The sequence below is a fragment of the Flavobacterium sp. GSA192 genome (genome assembly GCF_006386525.1).
Classification (GTDB): domain Bacteria; phylum Bacteroidota; class Bacteroidia; order Flavobacteriales; family Flavobacteriaceae; genus Flavobacterium; species Flavobacterium commune.
Map to the genome: position 1 here is coordinate 45934 of NZ_VAHC01000005.1, position 18356 is coordinate 64289.

Consider the following 18356-nt stretch of genomic DNA (forward strand, 5'->3'; position numbering starts at 1 on the left):
AAAACCCGAATGTAAAATTCGGGTTTCCTTCGCACTAATAAATTAAAATTTATAGGTTTACCTCAATCGATCCACAGATTTTACAAGATCCTCATCCTTCTTGATCGCCTTATTAGCCAAAACTAATGCTACGATAGCAATGATAGGTAGAAACATCCCAATACCTTTCTCAGAAACTACAGGAGTTTCTCCAGATAAATTTAGTGAACGATATAAAAACAATCCTAATAAAATCAAATTTAATATGATATTCAATCTGTTAATCACAAATTGATTTTGTCTTTTCTTATAGGATAAAATGCTTAATACAGAAAGAGTGGTACTTAGTCCAAACAAAATAGCGTAAACCTGACTTTGCATAAAAAAGAAAGATTTGCCATTGCTCATAGTCCACAAAGGGAAAATAAAAGGCAAAATTCCTGTGATTACAAAGGCTAAAAGTAGATATAGGGTTTGAATTCGTTGTATCATTTGTATCAAAATTGCTCCACAAAAATATATTTTCTTTTTTTAAAATACTATTGTATGATTAAATTTTATTCGTATTATTGCAACATAATACCGTAAGCACTTCATACTGCGGTGGATTCAAAGTAAAAATACACCTATCTTTTTTTAAGATTCCCCAATTTAATTAAACTCATAGAACATTCATGTTTGATATTTCGGCATTAAAAGAAATGAAGCTTTCTGAGCTTCAACAAATAGCTAAGGCTGCTAAAACAATAAAATTTAACGGTGTAAAAAAAGATGCTCTTATTAGCAGTATTTTGGATTTTCAAAAATCTTTGGAAGCAACAGCTGTTGAGGAAAAAGTTAATCCTAAAACTGAAGATAAACCCAAGAGAGAGCGTATTGCTCCTGTTAAAAAGCAGGCTGCTCCTAAAATAGTTGCCAAGAATTCGTCAAAAAATCCAGAAGAATCAGTTGAAAATAATACTGAAAAACTTGATTTTCCTGTTGAAGATATAGCTGAAACAAAAGAAGAAAAAGGGGAAATAGCACAAGAGACAGCTGTTGAAAAAACAAAGGCGGTAAAATTTAATAAGGCCACTTACGAAAAGAAAATTGCTTTAAAAAAGAATAAAGAACAAAAAGAAACGGCAACTGAAAATTTGCTTGTTGAAGAAGTAAAACAGGAGGAATTAGCTACTGAAAATGAAGTTGTAGCTCTTGCTGCGCCACAAAAGAAAATAAATCCACACGAGCGTAAGCGAACTGACGAAGGAAATCAACAAAATAAGCAAAACCCGAATCAGAATCAAAACGGGAATCAAAATCCTAATTTTAAAAACAAGAAAAATAATTTTAGAGACGCTGATTTTGAATTCGACGGAATTATAGAAAGCGAAGGTGTTCTTGAAATGATGCCTGATGGTTACGGATTTTTGCGTTCTTCCGATTATAATTATTTGGCTTCTCCAGATGATATTTATTTGTCAACATCACAAATCAGATTGTTTGGTTTAAAAACAGGAGATACCGTAAAAGGTGTAGTAAGGCCTCCAAAAGAAGGAGAGAAATTTTTTCCTTTAGTGCGTGTGCTAAAAATTAACGGACACGATCCTCAGGTGGTTAGGGATCGAATTTCATTTGAGCATTTAACACCAATATTTCCATCAGAAAAATTCAAATTAGCCGAAAGAGACAGCAGTATTTCAACCCGAATTATCGATTTGTTTTCTCCAATAGGAAAAGGACAACGTGGTATGATTGTAGCCCAGCCAAAAACGGGTAAAACCATGTTGTTGAAAGAAATAGCTAACGCCATTGCGGCGAATCATCCTGAAGTATATCTTATTGTTTTATTGATTGATGAGCGACCTGAAGAGGTTACTGATATGCAGCGTTCGGTACGTGGTGAAGTAATAGCTTCAACATTTGACAGAGAGCCACAAGAACACGTTAAAATTGCAAATATCGTTCTTGAAAAATCAAAACGTTTGGTAGAATGTGGTCATGATGTAGTGATTTTGTTAGATTCGATTACACGTTTGGCCAGAGCTTATAATACAGTACAACCAGCCTCAGGAAAAGTATTGAGTGGGGGTGTAGATGCAAATGCTTTGCAAAAACCAAAACGTTTCTTTGGTGCTGCCCGTAATGTCGAAAAAGGTGGTTCGTTGAGTATTATTGCTACTGCATTGACAGAAACCGGTTCGAAAATGGATGAGGTTATCTTTGAAGAATTCAAAGGAACAGGTAATATGGAATTGCAATTGGATAGAAAAATTGCTAATAAACGAATTTTCCCTGCTATCGATTTGACTTCGTCAAGTACCCGAAGAGATGACTTGCTTCTTGATAAAGATACGCTACAAAGAATGTGGATTATGAGAAAATACCTTTCGGATATGAATCCAGTTGAAGCAATGGAATTTATAAACGATCGCTTTAAGAAAACCAGAAATAACGAGGAATTCCTGATTTCGATGAACGACTAGTTTTTCAGATTTCAGTCTAAAAAGTATAATAGAAAAGGGATTTCAAATTGAAATCCCTTTTCTATATCTGTAATCTAAATTCTGCTTTCTGCAGACTGAATTATGCTTTTCTTTCCAACAAAGCCATATAAAAACCGTCAAAACCAGATTCAGAGGCCAGAATTTTGTGGTCTTTAATGAAAGTGAATTGTTTTCCAATATCAGTAGTTAAAAAATGCTCTACTTGTTCTTGATTTTCTGAAGGAAGAATAGAACAGGTTGCATAAACCAGTTTTCCGCCTGGTTTTACAATTTTAGAATAGCTTTCTAAAACTTCCGATTGTACTTTTCGAATATTGTCAATAAACTCCGGTTTCAATTTCCATTTAGCATCAGGATTTCTTTTTAAAACACCTAATCCGCTGCATGGAGCGTCAATCAGAACGCGGTCGGCTTTTTCATGCAGTTTTTTGATAACTTTGGTGGTGTCAATAATGCGATATTCAATGTTGAAAGCACTATTTCGTTTTGCTCTTAATTTTAATTGCTTTAGTTTACTTTCGTATAAATCCATAGCAATTAACTGCCCTTTGTTTTGCATTAAAGATGCAATATGTAAAGTCTTTCCACCCGCACCTGCGCAAGTATCAACAACTCTCATTCCTGGTTTTACATCCAGAAAAGCGGCTACTAACTGAGAATTGGCATCCTGAACTTCAAATAAACCTTGTTTGAAAGCATCGGTCATGAAAACATTAGCGCGTTCTTTTAAAACTAAAGCATCCGGTTGATCTTTTAGATATTCGGTTTCGATATCTAAATCCATCAAAATAGCTCTTAATGCTTCTTTAGTTGTTTTTAAAGTATTAGTTCTAAGAATTACTTTGGCAGGTTGGTTTTGAGCCGTGATTTCTTTAGCCCAAACTTTTTCTCCCAATTCTTTTACTCCCAATTCGTCCATCCAGTCTGGGATAGATTCTTTGAGCGGCCTGATTTTTGAAAGTTCATCAAAACGTCCTTTGATTTTTCGTTCAGGAGTTCCTTCCAGCTGACGCCAATCGGGAATTGGATAACCTCTTAAAACTGCCCAAACAGCAAACATTCTCCAAAGATTATCTCTGTCGAAAGGCTCTTTTACTTCGGCGATTTCGGAGTATAATCTTTTCCAACGAACAATTTCGTATATGGTTTCGGCGACAAATTTCCTGTCGGAACTTCCCCAACGCTTGTCTTTTTTTAATGCTCTTGCTACTACTTTATCGGCATATTCTCCTTCGTTAAATATCGCATTTAGAGAATCGATTGTAGTATATACTAAGTTTCTGTGTAATCTCATTTTTATTATTTGAGTTGCAAAGGTACTATTAAAAGATTTGAAAGTTAAATTAAAATTTCAATTCTGTTATTTCGTTTTATTTTAATTTTTCTTTGAAAAAGTCAATCGTTCTTGTCCAAGCCAAAGTAGCTGCTTTTTCATCATAACGAGGCGTGGTATTATTATGAAATCCGTGATTGACATTAGGGTAAATATAAGCTACGTTCGGAACTTTGTTTTTGTTTAAAATGGCTTCAAAGGCTGGCCAACCTTCGTTTACTCTGGTGTCTAAACCTGCATATTGTAATAACAAAGGCGTTTTGATTTGAGTGGCTTCTTCGGCTGTGGGTTGTCCTCCGTAGAAAGGAACAGCAGCATTTAATGTTGGGATTTTTACCGCCATTAAATTAGCAATCCATCCGCCAAAACAAAAACCAACAACGCCGATATGTCCATTGCAATCAGGATGTGTTTTTAAATAATAGTAGGCTGCAATAAAATCTTCGAGCATTTTGTAACGGTCTCTTTTTTTCTGCATTTCTCTGCCTTCGTCATCATTTCCGGGATAACCGCCTAATGGAGTTAAAGCGTCAGGCGCTAAGCTAATAAAGCCTTCAATTGCAGTGCGGCGTCCTACATCTTCAATATATGGATTCAAACCACGGTTTTCATGTACTACGATTACTCCGGGTAGTTTTTTATGGGTTTTGCCGGGTTTGGAAAGTAATCCTTTGATTTTTCCTCCACCTTTTGGAGAATTATAAGTGATGTAATCAGAGCTTATTCTGGGATCATCAGGTTGGATAGTCATTGAATTGACATAATCAGGCGTAATAAAACTCAATAGGGATGGCAGGGTGAGTGTGCCTACAGCAAATACAGAAAGTTTCTCAATAAATTGTCTGCGTTCAATTTTGTTGTGAGCGTAATCATCGTATAGGTCAAATATTTCCTGACTAATATCTTCTTTGGTTATTTTTTTCATGGTTGGATGAATTAATTTCAAGATAGCTTAAATGTAATTATTTTTTTGATTGTTTTTAAAACAAAAAAAAACTCCTGAAAAACAGGAGCTTTTACAAAATGACCGGAAAGGTTTTTTATAATTTGTATTTTAAACTAGCCATTATTTGACGAGGAGCAATTGGATTTACACTATAGTTTTCGTGAACTGTGTAATTCAACTCGTTAGTAATATTAGATAATCTACATAAGATTGAGATTTTTTTCCATTCGTAACCTACAGAAGCATCAACTGTAGTATAGCCTTCTAATGGAATATCTCTATCTTCGATTGTAACAGTATATGTTTTTGGATTTGAATTTGGAACTTCTGTCCAAACATAACGGTCATTCCATCCTCCGGTTCTGTCTCCGATATAGTTTGCGATAGCTCCAAAACTTAATCCTTTTAATACACCGCTAGGTAATTTGTAAAAGAAACTTAAATTGGCAGTATGTTTAGGTGTTCTTGCTAAAATATCGCCTACAACAAGGCTTCCGCTTGTTCCTGAAGATTTAGAAATTTTTGTTTCATTAAAGCTATAACCAGCCATGATGTTTAATCCTTCAGTAGGTTTAGCAGTAATGTCAATTTCTAAACCTTTTCCTTTTGTAGCTCCTACTAATTCTTTTAAATTGTTGTTTACGTTTAATGACACTCCGTCAGCCTGAAATTGAGCTGTTTGGGCTAAATTATTGTTGGTTATTTGGTACAAAGTAACATTTGTACTTAAAATTCCTCTCCAAAAGTCTTTTTTGATACCTACTTCATACTGGTCAATGATTGAAGGATCCAATGTTTTTAAGTCAACTGTTGTTCCTGTATTTGGAGTAAATGAATTCGAATAACTGGCAAATAAAGACGTTTCTTTGTTGGGTTGAATAACCAATCCTGCTTTAGGAGAAAAAGCTCTGTTTAAGGTTTTAACACTTGTCGTTGTGATGTTTGTTGATAAATTTTTTGTGTCAACTTCCGCCTCTTGCCAAGACCAACGGATACCTCCTAAAACTTTAATGTAATCGGTAATTGAAATTAAATCCTGTGCATAGGCTCCAAAGCGTTGTGTGTTAGTAGTTGCTAGTTGTGTAGCCTGTGAAAAAGGAATTTCCGTGCTTTGTGTGCTGTAATCATAATCAAAAAGATTAATTGTGCCATAATCAGCTAAAGCAAAAGCAAAAGTATAACTTGGTGCAATCGAATTTTCATAATCAACACCGGTAAATATTTGATGCTTGATACTTCCTGTGTTAAAAGTTCCTTGTAAGCTTAATTGGTCTCCAAAAATTCTTTCGGCAGCATCAGCTTGAGTTAATCCACGTTTCCAGTTACCAGTGGTAGTTACACCATTCATTTGAGCTGTAGATTTTTGTGTTCTTCTGTAAGATTGAAAAGAAGAGTTGAAGGCTAATTTCCAGTTTTTGTTAAAATCATGGTTGAATAATATCGATGCACTGGACGATTTAGTATTTCCAGTTGACCATAATGCTCCAAAGTAAATATTACGTGGAAGATCTAAAACGGTTTCTCCAATAATTCCGGTTCCAAAGTCAGGAGTCCAATCGGCACTTAAATAATCTCCCTGAACAGTAATATGTGTTTTTTCAGAGATATTGAATAAAAATGAAGGGTTGAAATAGATACGATCATTTTTTACATAATCTCTAAAGCTTTTTGAGTTTTCGTAAGAACCGTTAAAACGATAAGCAATATATTTGTTTAAAGGGCCGTAAAAATCAATTGCAGGCTTGTAGAAGTCATAACTTCCTGCTTGCATTGAAATTTCTCCGCCTTTAGTAAATTTTGGAGTTTTTGTAACCAAATTTAAAATTCCTCCAGGAGCAACATTTCCGAATAATAAGGCCGATCCTCCTTTTAAAATTTCTACTTTTTCTAAAGAAGAAACTTCCGGAATTGAACCTGCATTATAACGAAAACCGTTTTTAAACATGTTATTAGCAGACATATCGTAACCTCTTGAGAAAAATGATTCCTGAGCACCACCACGAGCCGATCCTACATAAACACCATTAGCGTTTTTAATGACTTCGCTTAAACGGATAGCTTGTTGTTGTTCGATAACTTCATTGTCAATTACTTGAACACTTTGTGGTAAATCCATCGGTTTAATACCTGATCTTGATACTGAAACTGGTTTTTGTGGTTTGTTTCCGGTAACAACAATTTCCTTAAGAATTTGTCCTTTTTTATTTTTGATTGTATCGAAAGGAGATGAGATGGTTTCTTTTGAACTACTATAATCAGTTACAGAAGCTACTTCTTGTGCTTGAATACTCAGAGTGAATAGTATTGCTGTTAAGGGTAGTAAAACTCGTTTCATTTTGAACTTATTTGGATTTATTTAAAATAATGCCGCAAAAGTACAATCTGAATTTGGTTTCAGCAAGGATTATTTAGAATAAATAAAAACAAATAGTAACAAAATATTGGTAAATTGTATAATATTTGTTCTGCTATATTTTTTAAATCTAATTAAAAAATCATAAAGAAGAATTTTGTTTGCTTGTTTTTTATTGATAATCAATATGTTGTGTTTTTTTGTTGTGTATTTGGCTTATTTAGGAGTATTAAGATACTCTTTAAAGAAACTATAAAGAGTATTTAAACTAGAGGAAGTTTGTGGAATAGCATGTCCTTTTCCGTAGTTGATTAATGAAAATGTGGGAACACCTAAGTAGTCTAATTTGTCTTTTAGATGTGTAATTTGTTCCTGATAGTAAGGATCGTCATCAGTATTGTAAAAAAATAGTGTAGGGGCAGTTGCTTTGGTTTCAATCAAAAAATAAGATCCCATTGATTCCCATAATTTTCGGTTATCGTCTAATTTTCCCCAAACCCAAGGACACCTTTGTTCCAGATTTTTATCACCATTATCCGGAGTGTTGTAAATAATTGTGTAATCAAAAACTCCGGGTCCAAGAGCAGCAGCTTGTACATCATCGGAAATATCAATATGAAATCCGGCGTTTTCCAGTTCTTTTACTTTTTTATCGCCTATAGCCATCGAGCCCGCTGTAGAACCTCTTGAAAAACCATAAATGCCTATTTTGTTTGAAAGTCCCATTTGTTTGCTAAAAAAGCGTAATGTTCGTATAGCTGATTTTACTTTTTGAGCCGCATCCGGATTGGTTTGAAATGATTTGTAGGCATCATTAGCACCGTTTATGGGTTTACCTTTTCCCCAAGGACAATATTTCGGATGATCGGCAATTGCCCAAGCCATGCCGTTAGCGGGAGCACCTTCGAGAAAAGAATCGTTAAAACCCGCAAATGAATAGGCGAGATTCACTCTTTGATCTTTGTATGCGTCTGTTAGCATTCCTTTGTTACTGTCATAAAACGCATGACTATTGCTGTATGAAAAAGATAAAATAGTAGGTACTTTGACTTTTGGATTGGCGGGATAAATGATGTCCATGTGTAAAGAGTCGCCAATTGTGTATTGTTCAGGCATGTTGTAAACTTTAGGGTCATCAATACAATAGCTAACATCCCTGGCAATACGATACCCTTCGAATAAAACATAAGATTTGTATTGAGAGCAGTTTTTATAACCACAAAAATTCCCGGCTGCTATAGAATCGTTAATCGCTATTATGTCTTCGTTTATTTTTAAAGCTTTGGCATTGCTGTTTTTGGAATAATCAAGTTCAATCACTCTATAGCCTTGAGATAACAACCAATTCACATCTTTTTTAATACTGTTTCTACCAATTTTTTTTACAGATAAATTTTTTAAGTAAACTACTGTCAGATAATTTCCGTTGTAGTCTTTAATCGGTTTTTTTGATTCAGTCGATAGGTATTCAATTTTTCCTCCGGTAACTTTACTGGGCCATTTTCCGGTAGTAGCCCATGAACTTATTGTTGTAATAAGACTGAGTAAAAAACTAAATAAATAATTTTTTGCTGAAAGAGTAGAAAAGGCGGCAGAAGTGGATTTCATTGTGTTTTGTTTCGAAGAACGGTTTTTTTCTATTATGGAATTACAAAAATAACTTTTTATAGTTTGATTTGGATAGGATTATTTAAATTTTAGTTCGATGATTTTCATAGATAACAATTTCCTAATGCAGACTCTTGCTTTAATTTGTATTTTTGTTAAATACTCAATTTATACCATGAAAAGAATATTTTTATTATTTACAACACTTGCAATTTTTAATGGAAATGCACAACAAAGACCTAAGTTGGTTGTTGGGATTGTTGTTGACCAAATGAAGACAGAATACCTTTATCGTTTTTCGGATGATTTTTCAGAGAATGGTTTTCGCCGTTTGATGAATGACGGTTATGTTTTTCATAATACACATTACAATTATATGCCTACTTATACGGGTCCGGGTCATGCTTCTATTTATACAGGGACAACGCCGGCGGTTCACGGAATTGTTGGTAATACCTGGTTTGATAAATCCGTTGGTAAATCGAGATATTGTACTGAAGATGCTACGGTTTCTATTTTAGGAACAGGAGATTTAGATGAAGGACAAATGTCACCGCTTAATTTGGAAAGCACTACAATAACTGACGAATTGCGTATGGCTACTAATTTTAAAGGAAAAGTTATTGGTATTAGTGTTAAAGATCGTGGTGCTATACTACCGGCCGGGCATTTTGCCAATTGGGCATTTTGGCTGAGCGATTCCGGAAATTTTATATCCAGTACTTTTTATGGGAAAGAATTACCAAAGTGGGTTGTTGATTTTAACGCTAAAAAGCATTATGAGGCCTATTTGAATAATGATTGGACTTTGTTGAAACCGGAATCAGTTTATGAGAAGAGTTTGTCTGATGATAATCCGTATGAAGGTCTTTTGTACGGGAGTGAAAAACCGGTTTTTCCGTATAACTTAAAAGAAATGTTTGCTGCAAAAGGAGCAAAAGTAATAAAATCAACTCCTTTTGGAAATGATATAGTAGCTGATTTTGCTAAAGAAACTATTACAAACGAGAATTTAGGAGCAGATAATGATACTGATTTTTTAGCAGTTAGTTTTTCTTCAACTGATTATATTGGACATTTAACAGGACCACGTTCCAGAGAAGTTCAGGACACTTATTTACGTTTGGATCAAACTATTGCTGATTTTCTTGTTTTTTTAGATAAAAAAGTAGGTAAGGGAAATTATTTATTGTTTTTGACTTCCGATCATGCTGCTGCTGAAAATGTGAATTTCTTAAAAGACAATAAATATGCTGTAAATGCGGTTGATTATAAAAAGTTGACAACTCAATTACGCGATTTTTCTAAAACTACTTTCGGTGCCGATTTGGTTTTGAATTATTCAAATTTCAATTTGTTTTTCGATAAAAAGCAAATTCAGGAAAAAGGACTTTCTTTGGATAAAGTGAAATTGGCGTTCAAAGATTATTTGATGAATTTACCTCAAATAAAACGAGTTTATACTGAAGAAGAGATTTTGGCAGGAACAACTTCAGATTATTTTTTAACATATGTTACCAAAGGTTATGATCCAAAGCAAAATGGAGAATTGGTTATTCTTGATAAAGCGGGTTATATTGAGCATGAAGGAAAAGGAACTTCTCATGGAACTCCTTATAGTTATGATACCCATGTGCCATTGTTGTTTTACGGCTGGAATATTAAAAAAGGAGAATCTTTTGATAAAAAGGCAATTACCCAGATTGCACCGACAATTGCCCAAAAAATTAAAGTGACTTTCCCGAACGGAACAGAAGCAGATGTGCTAACAGAAGTTTTAGATAAATAGATGGTAAAAAAAAAGGGACTTACTTAAAGTCCCTTTTTTTGGTTTTATTATTTAGCTAGTGCTACAGCAGCAGGTAATGGAATTTGATTTTTTAATAAATCTTCAAATGTTTCGTGCGCTCTGATTAAATGTCCTTCGCCATTAATCCACAATACTTCAGCTGGTTTGTATCTTGAATTGTAGTTAGAAGACATAGAGTAGCAATAAGCTCCTGCGTTTCTGAAACAAAGGATATCACCTTCGGCAATTTCCTGAATTCTACGGTTGCTTGCAAAAGTATCCGTTTCACAAATATATCCTACTACTGAGTAAAAACGCTCTTTTCCTTTTGGATTTGAAATGTTTTCAATATGGTGTGATGAACCATAAAACATTGGACGAATCAAATGGTTGAATCCAGAATCAATTCCAGCAAAAACAGTAGAAGTAGTTTGTTTTACTACGTTTACTTTTGCTAAGAAGAAACCTGCTTCACTCACTAAAAATTTCCCAGGTTCGAAAATAAGCGTTAAATCTTTACCGTATTCAGCACAGAAAGCATTGAATCTTTTAGATAATTTTTTACCTAATTCCTCAATATCTGTTTCGATATCGTCTTTTTTGTAAGGTACTTTGAATCCACTTCCAAAATCCAGGAATTCAAGATTTTTGAAATTTCTTGCAGCATCAAATAAGATTTCAGCAGCATAAAGGAAAACTTCGATATCTAAAATATCAGAACCTGTGTGCATGTGAATACCTGCGATGTTCATATTTGTGTTTTCAACAATACGCACTAAATGTGGTAATTGGTGAACTGAAATACCAAATTTACTATCAATATGTCCTACTGAAATGTTTTCGTTTCCACCCGCCATAACGTGAGGATTGATACGGATACAAACCGGAACATGTGGGTGTTTTGCACCAAATTGCTCCAGAATAGATAGATTATCAATATTGATTTGAACACCTAAAGCGTGTACTTCTTCAATTTCTTCGAGAGAAACACCGTTTGGAGTAAAGAATATCTGATCAGGAGAATATCCTGCGTGAAGTCCTAATTGTACTTCCTGAATAGAAACTGCATCTAAACAAGATCCCAATTCTCTCAACAACTGAAGGATGGCAACGTTAGACAACGCCTTCATAGCATAATTGATACGTAGTTTTTCTACTTTAGAAAAAGCTTTCGTTAATCTCTCGTATTGTGATTTTATTTTTTCGGCATCATATACATATAATGGACTGCCAAATTGTTCAGCTAATTGAAGTAAGTCTTTTGATTGCATTGCTATTATTTTTACACAAATTTATTATTCTTTTATTGATACTACAATAGCTAAAAATATTTCTAACAAATTGTAACAAATTGTTTTAAAATAAACATACAACGTTGTAGTTAGTGTTTTTAACACAAAAGTAGTTAAGATTGTAAAACAAAAAAGGCTATCTGAAATTGCTTTCGGATAGCCTTTTTTAAGTTTATATAAGTATTACAATGGAGGTAAATCTCCACCTTCTTTAGTAGGAAGGTTTGTAGTTCCCATTAAGTATAAATCTACTTCTCTTGCAGCCTCACGACCTTCAGAAATAGCCCAAACAATTAATGATTGTCCTCTTCTCATATCTCCCGCAGTAAATACGTTTGGAACATTTGTTTGGTAATTGTTAGCTTTATAATTACTTCTGAAATCAGTTTCAAGACCTAATTGTTCAGCTAAAGTTTTCTCAGGACCTGTAAATCCTAGAGCTAATAAAGCTAAGTCACATGGCCAGATTTTTTCAGAACCTTCAATCTCGATTAATTGAGGAGCTTGTCCCGGAACCATTTTCCACTCTACGTTTACAGTTTTAAGAGCTGTCAATTTACCATTAGCATCTTTGATGAATTCTTTGGTATTGATTAACCAGTTTCTTTCAACACCTTCTTTGTGAGAAGAAGAAGTTTTTAACTGTAACGGCCAGTAAGGCCATGGAGTTGATTCGCTTCTTCCAACTGGTGGTTTTGGCATAATCTCGAAGTTAGTTACTGATTTAGCACCGTGACGGTTTGATGTACCCACACAGTCAGAACCTGTATCTCCACCACCAATTACGATTACGTCTTTTCCGGTAGCTAAAACCTGATTTTCAATTTTTTCTCCAAAAACAACTTTAGTTTGTTGAGTTAAGAAATCCATTGCCTGAACTACACCATCAGCATCAGCACCAGGAGTTGGTAAGCTTCTTCTTTGAGTAGCTCCACCACAAAGTACGATAGAATCAAATGCTTTCAAATCGTTGATGTCATAGTTTACCCCAACATTAGTATTTACTTTGAAAGTAATTCCTTCTGCTTCAAGGATGGCTACACGACGGTCGATAATTTCTTTTTCTAATTTGAAATTAGGAATTCCGTAACGCAATAATCCACCGATTGCATTATCTCTTTCAAAAACAGTTACAGTGTGTCCTGCTCTGTTTAATTGTTGTGCAGCTGCTAAACCTGCAGGTCCTGAACCAACAACAGCAACAGTTTTTCCTGTTCTTGTTTTAGGTGGCTGTGGTTTAATCCATCCTTCCTGGAAAGCGCGCTCCACAATATTTTTTTCTATGTTTTCAATAGAAATTGGCTCAGCAATAATTCCCAATACACATGCTTTTTCACATGGAGCAGGACATAAACGTCCTGTGAATTCAGGAAAATTATTTGTTGAATGTAGTATCCAAGAGGCTTTTTGCCATTCACCCTGATGTACCATGTGGTTGAAATCAGGGATTAAATTCCCTAATGGACATCCACTGTGGCAAAATGGAATACCACAATCCATACAACGTGATCCTTGTTTAGTAATTTCAGCTTCACTCAAAGGAACTGTAAATTCTTTATAATGTCCTACACGCTCTTGTACTGCTGTGTATGATTCATCTTGTCTTTCGAATTCTTTAAAACCTGTTACTTTTCCCATTGTGTTATGCTGTTAATTCTTCTACCATTTGTACCTCAGTTTCCAAACGCTTTAATGCTTTTTTGTATTCTGTAGGCATTACTTTTACAAAATTTTCTAAGCTTGTATTCCAATCATTTAATAATTCGATACCTTTTGTACTTTGAGTGTACTCAACATGTCTTGTTATTAAAGTTTTCAATTCATCAGCTTCGTTTCCTTCAACTGTTTCAAACTCGATGGTTTCAGTATTACATAAACCATTTTTGAATTTGTGCTCAGGATCGTAGATATAAGCGATACCACCACTCATACCTGCGGCAAAGTTTCTTCCTGTTTTACCAAGAACGACTACTCGTCCTCCAGTCATATACTCACAACCGTGATCTCCCACACCTTCAACTACTGCTGTAGCACCTGAGTTACGAACTGCGAAACGCTCTCCTGCAATACCGTTGATGAAAGCTTCTCCTTCGATTGCTCCAAATAAACAAACGTTACCAACGATTATGTTTTCAGAGGCAACAAAAGTTGCTTTAGCTGGTTTCTTGATGATTAATTTAGCTCCGGATAATCCTTTTCCTAAATAGTCATTGGTGTTTCCTTCAACAGTAAAAGTCAATCCGTGTGCACTAAATGCTCCTAAACTTTGACCTGCAGAACCAGTGAAATTAATGTTTAAAGTATCTTCTGGTAAACCTAAGTGTCCGTATATTTTAGAAATCTCGTTACTAACAATAGCTCCCACTGAACGGTCGGTATTCTTAATAGGATAATCTAAAGTCATTTTTTCTTTTCTGTATAAAGCACGGTGAGAATCTTTCAAGATTTGGAAATCCATTACGTTGTCTAATCCGTGGTCTTGTTTCTCAGTGTTACGAACCGTCATGTATTTATACTGATCCGGTCTGTGTAGGATAGAAGATAAATCTAAACCTTTTGCTTTATAGTGTGTAATTGCTTTGTTAGAATTGATTTTGTGCGTTTGACCAATCATTTCTTCTAAAGTTCTGAATCCAAGTGAAGCCATGATACCTCTTAATTCTTCTGCTACATAGTAGAAGAAGTTAATTACGTGCTCAGGAGTTCCTTTGAAGTTTTTACGCAATTCTTTATCTTGAGTTGCAATACCTACAGGGCAAGTATTCAAGTGACATTTACGCATCATGATACATCCTGAAGCTACAAGTGGAGCAGTAGCAAAACCAAATTCTTCAGCACCTAATAAAGCTGCGATAGCTACGTCACGTCCGGTTTTTAATTGTCCGTCACATTCTACAACGATACGGCTTCTTAGGTTGTTTAAGACTAAAGTTTGTTGTGCTTCAGCCAATCCAAGTTCCCAAGGAAGACCTGCGTGTTTCAATGAAGTTAATGGAGAAGCTCCAGTACCACCATCATAACCTGCAATTAATACAACGTCAGCTTTTGCTTTAGCAACACCTGCTGCAATTGTTCCAACACCAACTTCAGAAACCAGTTTCACGTTGATACGTGCTTCTCTGTTAGCGTTTTTCAAGTCGAAGATTAATTGAGCTAAATCCTCGATTGAGTAAATATCGTGGTGTGGCGGTGGCGAAATCAATCCTACGAAAGGAGTTGAGTTACGAGCCGATGCAATCCAAGGCAATACTTTTTCACCTGGTAATTGTCCACCTTCTCCAGGTTTTGCACCTTGAGCCATTTTAATTTGAATCTCTTTTGCACTAGACAAGTAGTGAGAAGTTACTCCAAAACGTCCGGAAGCTACTTGTTTGATAGCCGAGTTACGACTGTCACCGTTTACATCCGGTTGGAAACGAGTTCTGTCTTCTCCACCTTCACCTGAATTAGATTTTCCTCCAATACGGTTCATAGCGATAGCTAAGTTCTCGTGTGCTTCTCTGGAAATAGATCCGTATGACATTGCACCCGTTTTGAAACGTTTTACGATATCAGTCCATGGTTCTACTTCGTCTAATGGAATTGGATCTAAGTTGTCAAATTCAAATAAACCACGAATGGTCATTAAACTCTTAGCCTGATCGTTTACTGTTTTAGCATAAACATCATAACTAGCCTGGTCGCTTAAACGTACTGCTTGTTGCAATTTGGCAATAGTAGTAGGATTGAACATGTGTCTTTCCCCGTTACGTCTCCATCTGTATTCACCTCCAATGTTTAATCCTAAACGGTTAGGAATTAATACATCCGGGTAAGCGTAGTTATATCTTTCGCTAATTTCTTTTTCAATTTCGTACAATCCGATACCTTCAATTCTTGAAGCAGTGTAAGGGAAGTATTTTTCAACAAATTTAGAGTTGAAACCAACAATTTCGAAAATTTGAGAACCTCTGTATGAGTGTAAAGTAGAGATTCCAATTTTGTTCATGATTTTTAAAAGACCTGAACCAATTGCTTTGTTGAAGTTGTCAACTGCTTTTTGTTCGCTAATTCCAGTGATGAAACCTTCCTGTACTTGTACACGAATGATTTCGTTAACCATATAAGGGTTGATAGCACTTGCTCCGTAACCAAATAAAGTTGCAAAATGGTGTGGCTCACGTGGTTCAGCTGATTCGATAATGATATCGAAGTAAGAACGCTTGCGCAAACGGTTCATTTGGTGGTGAACATAAGAACAAGCTAATAAAGCAGGAATTGGAGCAAATTCTTTATTTACACCTCTATCAGATAAGATAATGATGTTAGTTCCTCTGTCAACTGCTTTGCTGATTTGAGTGATAATGTCTTCTAAAGCATTTTCTAAACCATTTAAACCTTTTTCTTTTTTGTATAAGATTTCAATAGTTTCAGCTTTGAAATGATCGATATCAATATTTCTGATTTTTTCTAAGTCATCGTTAGAAATAACCGGATTTTGGATTCTTAATTTACGACATTGTTTGCTTGAAATATCAAAGATATTTCTATCCTGTCCTAATGCTAAACTGATATCAGTTACAATTTCTTCACGGATACCATCCAAAGGTGGGTTAGTAACCTGAGCGAATAATTGTTTGAAATAGTTAGGGATTAATTGAGGTCTGTCTGACAATACAGCAAGAGGAGTATCGATACCCATTGAACCCAAAGCTTCTTTTCCAGCCTGTGCCATTGGAGTAATCATATCCTGAATATCCTCTAATGTATAGTTGAATAAACGCTCTCTTGTTTTTAAATCGATAGTTTCAATTGGACAAGCCTTAGTTGTAGTAGGAACGTCTTTAAGGTTTAAACGGTATTGTTTCAACCATTCCTGATAAGGTCTTTCAGAAACAATTTTGCTTTTGATTTCCTCATCATTGATGATACGTCCTTCGTTCATATCAACTAGGAACATTTTTCCTGGCTCTAATCTACCGTGGCTTTCTACATCTTCCGGATCAACAGTTACAACACCAATTTCTGATGCCATAATCAATTTACCACTCTTAGTAACAGTATAACGTGAAGGTCTTAAACCGTTACGGTCTAATAAAGCTCCTACATAATCACCATCAGAGAAAGGTACGGAAGCTGGTCCGTCCCATGGCTCCATGATACAAGCATTGTATTCGTAGAATGCTTTTCTCTCGTCTGACATGGTTTTGTGTTTTTCCCATGCTTCAGGAATCATCATCATCATTACTTCAGGTAATGAACGTCCTGTATGTGTTAATAATTCAACAACCATATCCATAGAAGCAGAATCTGACTTACCTGGAAGAATGATTGGGAATAATTTTTCGATTTGTGGTCCAAAGACATCACTTTTCATGATTTCTTCACGAACACGCATTCTACTTACGTTACCTCTTAACGTATTGATCTCACCATTTTGACACATGTATCTAAAAGGTTGAGATAATTCCCACGTAGGCATTGTATTTGTAGAGAAACGTTGGTGAACTAACGCCAAACGAGTTACTAAATCCGTTTGTTGTAAGTCAGTATAATATGGCCCGATATCTTCAGGCATAATGATACCTTTATATATTAAGGTAGTAGTAGATAAACTAGGTACATAAAAATAAGAACTCTGTGAAACCTTAGAATTTGCAATTGCATGTTCTGTGATTTTACGAGCAGCATATAACTTTGCTTTGAAAGTAGTTTCGTCAATTGCTTCATTTTTACCAACAAAGATTTGCTCAATAGTAGGTTCAGAAGCAGCAGCGATTTCTCCTAATTGTGTAGAGTCAACAGGAACTTCTCTCCATCCAAGAACAGTAAGTCCTTGTGCTTTAATTTCTTTTTCAAATATGTCTTTACAAAAAACGTATTGATTTTGGATTTTAGGTAAAAATACCATTCCAACAGCATATTCGCGTGGTGCAGGTAATTTGAAATCACAAACTCTATTGAAGTATTCGTGCGGAATGTCAATCAAAAGTCCAGCTCCATCTCCCGTTTTTCCATCAGCACTTACACCACCACGGTGCTCTAGTTTTACTAGGATTTCTAGTGCGTCATGAATAATTTGATTTGTTTTCTCACCTTTAAGGTTGCAGATAAAACCAGCTCCACAGTTTTCATGCTCGAATTCTGGCAAATAAAGGCCTTGTTCTTTAACTTTCATGCTTGATAATTTTTTTTACAAAAATAGATATTTCATTAAATATAATCCATCGATTTAGACTATTATGAGCTACTTTTACAGGAATAATAGAAAAATGTATTAATAATAACAATAATTGCATTATTTAAGCTATGTATTAGCAAATTGTTAATAATAGTTTGGTTTTAGCGTGTTATTTTGACAATTATTTCTGATTTTTTTAAATTCAATATTATAAAATTAAAGGTAAAAACGTCTGCTTGGTCGTTTTTTTGCTGGGAAATCTTTTTTTTGATGAAAAAATAAAGGCAAAACCATCTTTTTTTAACTTTATTTATAAGATATTTTAAATCACTAAAAAGATTTTACTTTTAAGTTCGTTTTAGCTACTTTTGTCCGACTTATTTTCTGAAATACAATCAGATTCAGACAAA

10 protein-coding genes are annotated in these 18356 nt (G+C 34.9%); 2 read left to right on the plus strand and 8 right to left on the minus strand.

The features are described from left to right. Positions 1–57: 57 nt before the first annotated feature. A complete protein-coding gene (locus FDM27_RS11145) occupies positions 58–471 on the minus strand; it encodes a DUF4293 domain-containing protein (protein WP_140486512.1) in 414 nt (137 codons plus the stop codon). Positions 472–653: 182 nt separating this feature from the next. Here FDM27_RS11145 and rho point away from each other — a divergent pair, with 182 nt between their 5' ends. Next, positions 654–2444 carry a transcription termination factor Rho gene (rho, locus tag FDM27_RS11150; RefSeq protein WP_140486514.1) on the plus strand — a complete coding sequence of 597 codons (1791 nt, stop codon included), beginning with the start codon at positions 654–656 and terminating at the stop codon, positions 2442–2444. A 100-nt stretch (positions 2445–2544) separates the two neighbouring features. Here rho and FDM27_RS11155 read toward each other — a convergent pair whose 3' ends face one another. The 4 genes from FDM27_RS11155 to FDM27_RS11170 form a co-directional block, all read right to left on the minus strand. Continuing rightward, the gene (locus FDM27_RS11155) at positions 2545–3759 is read right to left on the minus strand and encodes an RsmB/NOP family class I SAM-dependent RNA methyltransferase (protein ID WP_140486516.1); all 1215 of its coding nucleotides are present in this window, start codon (positions 3757–3759) and stop codon (positions 2545–2547) included. Positions 3760–3835: 76 nt separating this feature from the next. Beyond that, positions 3836–4723, minus strand: a complete 888-nt coding sequence (locus FDM27_RS11160) for a dienelactone hydrolase family protein (RefSeq protein ID WP_140486518.1) — start codon at positions 4721–4723, stop codon at positions 3836–3838. Positions 4724–4838: 115 nt separating this feature from the next. Further along, a complete protein-coding gene (locus tag FDM27_RS11165; protein WP_140486520.1) occupies positions 4839–7079 on the minus strand; it encodes a TonB-dependent siderophore receptor in 2241 nt (746 codons plus the stop codon). 234 nt (positions 7080–7313) lie between these two features. Then, entirely contained in the window at positions 7314–8705 is a 1392-nt protein-coding gene (locus FDM27_RS11170; protein WP_140486522.1) for an alpha/beta hydrolase family protein, read from the minus strand. A 175-nt stretch (positions 8706–8880) separates the two neighbouring features. On the opposite strand from FDM27_RS11170, the gene pafA reads away from it, so the two are divergent. Beyond that, positions 8881–10494, plus strand: a complete 1614-nt coding sequence (gene pafA / locus FDM27_RS11175) for an alkaline phosphatase PafA (protein ID WP_140486524.1) — start codon at positions 8881–8883, stop codon at positions 10492–10494. A 47-nt stretch (positions 10495–10541) separates the two neighbouring features. On the opposite strand, the gene lysA is transcribed toward pafA, so the two are convergent. The 3 genes from lysA to gltB all read right to left on the minus strand — a co-directional run bounded on the left by lysA (position 10542) and on the right by gltB (position 17943). Further along, positions 10542–11765 carry a diaminopimelate decarboxylase gene (lysA, locus tag FDM27_RS11180; protein ID WP_071183604.1) on the minus strand — a complete coding sequence of 408 codons (1224 nt, stop codon included), beginning with the start codon at positions 11763–11765 and terminating at the stop codon, positions 10542–10544. 204 nt (positions 11766–11969) lie between these two features. Then, positions 11970–13424, minus strand: coding sequence for a glutamate synthase subunit beta (locus FDM27_RS11185; protein WP_071183603.1), 1455 nt, complete (start codon positions 13422–13424; stop codon positions 11970–11972). A 4-nt stretch (positions 13425–13428) separates the two neighbouring features. Next, on the minus strand, positions 13429–17943 hold the full coding sequence (gene gltB, locus FDM27_RS11190) for a glutamate synthase large subunit (protein ID WP_140486526.1): 4515 nt from the start codon (positions 17941–17943) through the stop codon (positions 13429–13431). Positions 17944–18356 lie beyond the last annotated feature (413 nt).

Bases quoted from the DNA above. Each gene is read 5' to 3' on its own strand.
- FDM27_RS11165 (WP_140486520.1), bottom strand. From the start codon at position 7,079: ATGAAACGAGTTTTACTACCCTTAACAGCAATACTATTCACTCTGAGT.
- FDM27_RS11185 (WP_071183603.1), bottom strand. From the start codon at position 13,424: ATGGGAAAAGTAACAGGTTTTAAAGAATTCGAAAGACAAGATGAATCA.
- FDM27_RS11155 (WP_140486516.1), bottom strand. From the start codon at position 3,759: ATGAGATTACACAGAAACTTAGTATATACTACAATCGATTCTCTAAAT.
- rho (WP_140486514.1), top strand. From the start codon at position 654: ATGTTTGATATTTCGGCATTAAAAGAAATGAAGCTTTCTGAGCTTCAA.
- gltB (WP_140486526.1), bottom strand. From the start codon at position 17,943: ATGAAAGTTAAAGAACAAGGCCTTTATTTGCCAGAATTCGAGCATGAA.
- FDM27_RS11145 (WP_140486512.1), bottom strand. From the start codon at position 471: ATGATACAACGAATTCAAACCCTATATCTACTTTTAGCCTTTGTAATC.
- lysA (WP_071183604.1), bottom strand. From the start codon at position 11,765: ATGCAATCAAAAGACTTACTTCAATTAGCTGAACAATTTGGCAGTCCA.
- FDM27_RS11160 (WP_140486518.1), bottom strand. From the start codon at position 4,723: ATGAAAAAAATAACCAAAGAAGATATTAGTCAGGAAATATTTGACCTA.
- FDM27_RS11170 (WP_140486522.1), bottom strand. From the start codon at position 8,705: ATGAAATCCACTTCTGCCGCCTTTTCTACTCTTTCAGCAAAAAATTAT.
- pafA (WP_140486524.1), top strand. From the start codon at position 8,881: ATGAAAAGAATATTTTTATTATTTACAACACTTGCAATTTTTAATGGA.